The following is a 7,465-nucleotide window of genomic DNA, read 5'->3' on the forward strand; positions in this document are numbered from 1 at the left end:
TCGTTCGGATACGCAAAGGCCCTCTCCCGCAGAAGGAGAGGGCCTTCGCACGTGCGGTGAGAAATTACTCGCCCGTCAGCGCGGCCTTGGTCCGCGACCACCAGCCGGCCCGCTTGGGACGGTTCGGATCGGCGGGCGTCAGCACCACGGCGACGGGTTCGGGCGCAGGGGTCGGCTCGGCGGCAGGCTCCGCCACCGCCTCGGCCTGGACCGGCTCCGGCTCGGGGGCGGGGACGACCGGCGGCGGCTCGGCGGGGGCGCCGTTCTTGGCCGCCACCGAGACGGTGGTCACGTCGGCATCGCTGACCGGCTCCTCGGGACCGACCGGCAGGGCGTCGGAGGCGGTCTCCTCCGGGTGCCCGTCGGCGGCCTCGGCATGAGCCTCGCCCGTCTCGACCCCGTTGCGCTCGTTCCGGCCACGGCCCCGGCCGCCCCGGCGCCCACGGCGGCGGCGGCGTCCGTTGCCGTCGCCCTCGCCGGAAGCCTCGTGCTCCGTGTTCTGATCCGCTTCCTGGACGCCCTCGCCGGAAGCCTCGGCCACGGTCTCGTCCGACTCGCGGGCTGCAGCGACGGCCTCCGCCTCGGTGCCGTCCGTCTCGGACTCGTCGGAATCCTCATCCTCGGCCCCGTTGGCCTCGGATTCGGCATCGGCGCGGCTCTCGCCCTCGCTGGAGGAGCGCCCACCGCGGCGGCGGCGGCGGCGGCGGCGACGGCTGCCCTCCTCTGAGGATTCGGAGGCCGAACGCTCCTCGGACGCCCCCCCGGCCTCGGCTTCCGCCTTTTCGGCGTCCTGGACCTCTTGGGCCTCTTGGGCCTCCTGGGCCTCCTGGGCCTCGATGGCGTCGTCCTCGAACTCGTCGGCCTCGTAGACCGGCGAGATCGCCACGGCCCGCACGCCCGTGACCGGGCCCTCGTGCTTCACCGCCGGCTCACCGCGGTCGAGCTGGAAGGCGGAGGTCGCCGCCAGGCGCTCGTCGGCGGAGATGGTGATCGCGACGGAGAAGCGCTGCTCGAGATCGTAGAGATGCGCCCGCTTCTGGTTGAGGATGTAGAGCGCGACCTCGGCGCGGGTGCGCAGCACGAGGTTGTGGCTCGACGACTTGAGCAGCGCCTCCTCCAGGGAGCGCAGGATGTGCAGGGCCACCGAGGAGGTCGCCCGCACGAAGCCCGAGCCGCCGCAATGGGGGCAGGGGATCGACGAGGATTCGAGCACGCCGGTGCGGATGCGCTGGCGGCTCATCTCCAACAGGCCGAAGGGCGAGATCCGCCCGACCTGGATCCGCGCCCGGTCGTTCTTCAGCGCCTCGTTGAGCCGCTTCTCCACCGCCCGGTTGTTGCGCTTCTCCTCCATGTCGATGAAGTCGATCACGACGAGACCGGCGAGGTCGCGCAGGCGCACCTGCCGGGCGACCTCCTCCGCCGCTTCGAGGTTCGTCTTGAGCGCGGTGTCCTCGATGTCGTGCTCGCGCGTCGCGCGGCCGGAATTCACGTCGATCGAGACCAGGGCCTCGGTCGGGTTGATGACGAGGTAGCCGCCGGAGCGCAGGGCCACGTGGGTCGAGAACATCGCGTCGAGCTGCTGCTCCACGCCGTAGCGGGCGAAGATCGGCGTCGGGTCGCGGTAGGGCTTCACCACCTTGGACTGGCCGGGCATCAGCATCCGCATGAAGTCCTTGGCCTCGCGGTAGGCCTCCTCGCCCGAGACCAGAACCTCATCGAGATCCTTGTTGTAGAGGTCGCGGATCGCCCGCTTGATCAGCGAGCCCTCCTCGTAGACCAGGGCCGGCGCGGTCGAGGACAGGGTCAGCTCGCGCACGCTCTCCCACAGGCGCATCAGGTATTCGAAGTCGCGCTTGATCTCCGGCTTGGTGCGCGAGGCGCCGGCCGTGCGCAGGATGATCCCCATCCCCTCCGGCACGTCGAGGTCGGCGACCACCTCCTTGAGGCGCTTGCGGTCGGCGGCGCTCGTGATCTTGCGGGAGATGCCGCCGCCCCGGCCGGTATTGGGCATCAGCACCGAGTAGCGGCCGGCGAGCGACAGATAGGTGGTCAGGGCCGCGCCCTTGGTGCCGCGCTCCTCCTTGACGACCTGGACGAGGATGATCTGGCGGCGCTTGATCACCTCCTGGATCTTGTAGTGGCGGCGATAGGCGCGCGGGCGCTCGGGGATTTCGGCGAGGGCATCGCCCGAGCCGCCGACCTGCGCCACGCGCGGCTCGCCGTCCTCGGTCTCTTCCTCCTCGTCCTCGTCGTCGGACTCCTCGTCCTCATCCTCCTCGTCGGACTCGTCGTCCTCGGAATCCTCGTCGTCCGCTTCCTCGTCGGACTCGTCCTCCTCGTCCTGCTCCTCGTCCCGCTCCTCTTCGGCCTCCGCCTCGGAGACGGGAGCCGACGCGGCGACGGGCTGGGGCTCGACCAGAGCCTCCTCGGGCACCGGAGCGGACTCCGCCGGCTCGACCGCCGCGACGGGCGGATTCGGGGCCTCGGAGATCGCGGCGATGTCGGAGGGAGCGACGGCGGATTCGGCAGCGGGAGCGGCCTCGGAAACGGCCTCGGAAGGAGCCTCCGAGGCGGTCTCGGCCGCCTGCGCCTCGCCGGCGGGGGCAGCCCCGTCGAGGACGGCGTCGGGCAGGCTCGCCGAGGCATCGCCGCCGGCCTCGACCGGGGCGGACGCTTCCGCGACGGATTCCTCACCCTCCGGGCGCTCCTCGCCGAGCGCCGCGCGCACGGCCTCGATCGCCTCGGGGGCGGGGGCGTCGGCCGCCGGGCCTTCGCCGGGGATCGCGTCCTCGGGCGAGACCGCCGCTTCGGAGGCTGCCTCATCGGATTTGACGGTCTCGTCCTGGCGGGAGCCGCGGGCCTCGGCCCGGCGCCCGCGCGAGCGGCGGCCCCGCGGCGGGCGGCGTTCCTCGCGCTCGCGGTGCTCCTCCTCCTCGCGCGCCTCGGCCTCGATCAGCGCGAGGCGGTCGGCCATCGGAATCTGGTAATAGTCGGGATGGATCTCGTTGAAGGCGAGGAAGCCGTGGCGGTTGCCGCCATACTCGACGAAGGCCGCCTGGAGCGACGGCTCCACCCGGGTCACCTTGGCGAGGTAGATGTTGCCCCGGAGCGGACGGCGGTTGGCCGCCTCGAAATCGAATTCCTCGACCCTAGAGCCTTGGACCGTGACGACCCGGGTCTCCTCCGGATGCGTCGCATCGATGAGCATCTTGTTGTTGTTGGCCATGACGAACTTTCGACATGGCGGCCGACGTCGTTCTCCTCACGCGTGAGCCGCGCGGTCCCGGCGGGGCCTTTCCCGGCCTTGAAGCCGGCGGGAAAAGGGTGCGCGCCGGCCTCGTCGCCGAGGCCGCGGATGGTGCGGGGAGGGGATTGCCGTCAACCGCCTTACGGCGCCGGGCATCGGCGCGCTGGGGGTTGAACTGGGCCGGGGCGACGAAAGGGGCGAGGCGACGCGAGAACCGCGCGCCTTCGGCACGAGCAGCGGCAACCGATGCTGTGCGTCCTCCCATCCTGATCCGGCCTCGCGAAGATGGTGGACCGGGTAAGCGGTCCGTGCAGATTGTGTGGGCGCGGCCGCCCCGCAACGATCGGAGAGCCGCGAATGCCGTGACACCCGCCCGGATGCCGGGAGGCGCCGACTGACGCTGCCAATTCGAGCGAGGTAGGCGCCAACATGCCCCGGGCGCGCCCGAGGGCCGCCGAAGCGCCAACTCGGGAATGGGGTCCCTACCATTACAGAGTGTCGCGGGAGAATTGCAAGGGTTCCGTGAGGGGCGATCCGTGACGATGCCTCCGGAATCGATGCGAAGAAGGCGGACAGGCCTTTGCAGCCAACGGTGGTGTCGCCCGCGCACAACAGCGTCGCCGGGATTGCCCGGAACCGGGTGAGGAACAGTTAACCATCTCGGCCGTATCCCCTATCGGAGGCTCCCCGGAATCTTGGCCGACCGATGCAGCCACGCCCCCGCCCGCACCGCACCGGACTTGTCCATGGATGGGCCGCCCTCGCGCTCGCGGGCAGCCTGTTCCTTGCCGCCGGCCCGGCGCAGGCCCAGGACGGACCGGGCAGCTCCGGCGGCGCGGCGGTGGCGATCGCCGCCGAGACCGCCTTGCGGGACGGCACGACCCGCCTCACCCTGACCCTGTCGAAGCCCGTCGAGGCCCGCACCTTCGTGATGGAGCGGCCCGACCGGGCGGTGATCGACCTGCCCGAGGTGAACTTCCAGCTCGGGCAGGAGACCGGCCAGGCGACGGGCCGCAAGCGCGAGGGACTGATCGCCTCCTTCCGCTACGGCCTGTTCGCGCCGGGCCGCTCGCGGATCGTGGTCGATCTCGCCGGACCCGCCCTGGTGGAGGGCATCGAGACCACGACGACCCGCGAGGGCGCCGTGCTGCTCTCGATTCCCTTCCGCAAGACCGACCGCGACAGCTTCCGCAAGGCGGCGGTGGCGGGCGATCCGAGCCCCGCCACGGCGAGCAAGGCGCCTCCCGCGCAGGAGGCTGCCGACACCCGCCCGCTGATCGTGATCGATGCCGGCCATGGCGGCACCGATCCGGGGGCGATCGCGGCCACCGGGGTGTTCGAGAAGGACATCGTGTTCGGCTTCGCCCAATCCTTCGCCGAGCGCCTGGAGGCGACGGGCCGCTACCGCCTGGTGATGACCCGCGACCGCGACGTGTTCGTGCCGCTCGCCGAGCGGGTGCGCATCGCCCGCGAGGCCAAGGCGGACCTGTTCGTGTCGATCCACGCCGATTCGATCTCGGCCGCGCCCCAGGTGAAGGGGGCCACGATCTATACCGGCTCGGAGAAGGCGACCGACAGCGAATCCGCCAAGCTCGCCGAACGCGAGAACCGGGCGGATGCCGCCGCCGGCACCGAATCCGGCGAGGGCCCGGCCGATGTCGCCGACATCCTGCAGGAACTCACCCTGCGCGAGACCCGCGGCTTCTCGTCGGGCTTCGCCAACCGGCTGATGGGCCAGCTCTCGCCGGTGATGGAGATGAGCACGAAGCCCCACCGCGAGGCGGGCTTCAAGGTGCTGCGCTCCCCCGACGTGCCCTCCGTGCTGATCGAACTCGGCTACCTGTCGAGCAAGAGCGATCTGGAGAAGCTGCAATCGGAGGAATGGCGGGCGCGGGTGACCGGCTCGATGGCCAAGGCGGTGGACCTGTTCTTCTCCGGCCGCGCCACGCTCTCGCGGCCCGTGGCCCCGCCGCCCCGCAAGTCCGCCGCCATCGCCCCAGTTTCACCATAGAGCCGGTGTCGATACGGGGCTCGACGAGAGCCCCCGTCCGCTTCAAGAAGCGCGGCCGCGCGGGTCTTTCGCGAAAGCCCGAGCCCGCGGCAGGTCCTGCTGTGATGGCCCTTGCCGAGCCCCATCGGCGCACAGCGGACGAGCGACGGACGGACACCGGATGCGATTCATCCTGCGATTCTTCGCCTTCCTGTTCTCGGCCGGTGCGGTCCTGTTCTGCATCGCCGCCGCCTTCGGGGCGTTCTTCTACTGGAAGTACAGCCAGGATCTGCCCGACCACGCCGCGCTCGCCAATTACGAGCCGCCGGTGATGACCCGCGTCCACGCGGCGGACGGCTCGCTCCTGGCCGAGTACGCCCATGAGCGGCGCCTCTACCTGCCGATCCAGGCGATGCCGAAGATCATCGTCGCCGCCTTCCTCTCGGCGGAGGACAAGAACTTCTACAAGCACGGCGGCATCGACCCCGAGGGCATCGTGCGCGCGGTGCTCACCAACGCCCAATCGGGCAAGAAGCAGGGCGCCTCGACCATCACCCAGCAGGTGGCCAAGAACTTCCTGCTCTCCGCCGAGCAGACCTACGACCGCAAGATCAAGGAAGCCCTGATCGCCCTGCGGATCGAATCGACCTACTCGAAGGACAAGATCCTCGAACTCTACCTCAACGAGATCTTCCTCGGCACCATCGTGCCGGGCCGCAACCTGCACGGGGTCGGCGCGGCCGCGCTCGATTATTTCGGCAAGTCGGTCCACGAGCTGACCATCAACGAGGCGGCCTATCTCGCCGCCCTGCCGAAGGGCCCGAACAACTACCACCCCTACCGCAAGACCCAGGCGGCGCTCGCCCGGCGCAACGAGATCATCGGCCTGATGGCCCAGAACGGCTACATCACCGCCGACGAGGCCACCGAGGCCAAGAAACAGCCCCTCGGCGTCAACCCGCGCGTCGCCTTCCCGAACGCGGCCAACGCCAACTACTTCACGGAAGAGGTGCGCCGCGAGATCTCCGAGCGCTACGGCCAGAGCAAGCTCTACGAGGGCGGGCTCTCGGTGCGCGCCACCCTCGACCCGAAGATGCAGGCCTGGGCGCGCAAGGCGCTGATCGACGGCCTCGTGCGCTACGATCAGGCCCGCGGCTGGCGCGGCGCCGACCACAAGGTCGACCTGACCGGGCGCGACTGGGGCCTCGCCGTCTCCGAGATGCCGGCCCTCGGCGACATCGCCCCCTGGCGGCTCGCCGTGGTGCTGAACACCAATGGCGGCGTGGCGCAGATCGGCCTCCAGCCGAAACGCGAGGCCTCCGGCGCGATCTCGAAGGAGCGCGAGACCGGCTCGATCACCGCCGAGGGCGTGAAATGGACCGGCCGTCCGGTCGCCACCGCCCTGAAGCCCGGTGACGTGGTCTATGTCGAGGCGATGGATACGGGCCGCGGCACCTATCGCCTGCGCCAGAAGCCCGAGATCTCCGGCGCCATCGTCGCGATGGATCCCTATACGGGCCGCGTCCACGCCATGGTCGGCGGATTCTCCTACGAGGAATCCGAGTTCAACCGCGCCACCCAGGCGATGCGCCAGCCCGGCTCGTCGTTCAAGCCGATCGTCTATTCGGCCGCGCTCGACAACGGCTACACCCCCTCCTCGGTGATCCAGGATTCGCCGATCACCATCGAGGCCGGCCCCGGCCAGGAGGCGTGGTCGCCCTCGAACTACGACGGCAAGTCGGGCGGGCCGCACACCCTGCGCTACGGCATCGAGCACTCGAAGAACCTGATGACGGTGCGGCTCGCCAAGGATATCGGCATGCCGCTGATCGCCGAATACGCCCGCCGCTTCGGCGTCTACGACGACCTGCTGCCGGTGCTGCCGATGTCGCTCGGCGCCGGCGAGACCACGGTGATGCGCATGGTCACCGCCTATTCGATGCTCGCCAACGGTGGGCGCCGCATCCGCCCGACGCTGATCGACCGCATCCAGGACCGCACCGGCGAGACGATCTACCGCCACGACAACCGCAAATGCGTCGGCTGCGACGCGGAGAAGTGGTCCGGCCAGGACGAGCCGAAGCTCGTGGACGAGTCCGAGCAGGTGCTCGACCCGCTCACCGCCTACCAGATGGTCTCGATCATGGAGGGCGTGGTCCAGCGCGGCACGGCGACGATCCTCAAGCAGATCGGCAAGCCGCTGGCGGGCAAGACCGGCACCACCAACG

The 7,465-nt window shown here is 70.4% G+C and carries 3 protein-coding genes; 2 read left to right on the forward strand and 1 reads right to left on the reverse strand.

Annotated elements, in window-relative coordinates:
• Positions 1–64 precede the first annotated feature (64 nt).
• Positions 65–3,226 (reverse strand): Rne/Rng family ribonuclease, encoded by a 3,162-nt coding sequence (locus MZTS_RS19310; RefSeq protein ID WP_192285062.1) that lies wholly within the window; start codon positions 3,224–3,226, stop codon positions 65–67.
• A gap of 727 nt (positions 3,227–3,953) precedes the next feature.
• Between MZTS_RS19310 and MZTS_RS19315 the strand changes: the two genes are divergently transcribed.
• Together MZTS_RS19315 and MZTS_RS19320 are read left to right on the forward strand one after the other, a co-directional pair.
• The gene (locus MZTS_RS19315; RefSeq protein WP_009866275.1) at positions 3,954–5,258 is read left to right on the forward strand and encodes an N-acetylmuramoyl-L-alanine amidase; all 1,305 of its coding nucleotides are present in this window, start codon (positions 3,954–3,956) and stop codon (positions 5,256–5,258) included.
• A 160-nt stretch (positions 5,259–5,418) separates the two neighbouring features.
• The coding region (locus MZTS_RS19320) for a penicillin-binding protein 1A (RefSeq protein WP_192285063.1) at positions 5,419–7,465 on the forward strand (2,047 nt) is incomplete at its 3' end.

The sequence above is a fragment of the Methylorubrum zatmanii genome (genome assembly GCF_014845115.1).
Classification (GTDB): Bacteria; Pseudomonadota; Alphaproteobacteria; order Rhizobiales; family Beijerinckiaceae; genus Methylobacterium; species Methylobacterium zatmanii.

Excerpts from the sequence above, each read along its gene's own strand:
- MZTS_RS19315 (WP_009866275.1), top strand. The coding sequence starts at position 3,954 with ATGCAGCCACGCCCCCGCCCGCACCGCACCGGACTTGTCCATGGATGG.
- MZTS_RS19310 (WP_192285062.1), bottom strand. The coding sequence starts at position 3,226 with ATGGCCAACAACAACAAGATGCTCATCGATGCGACGCATCCGGAGGAG.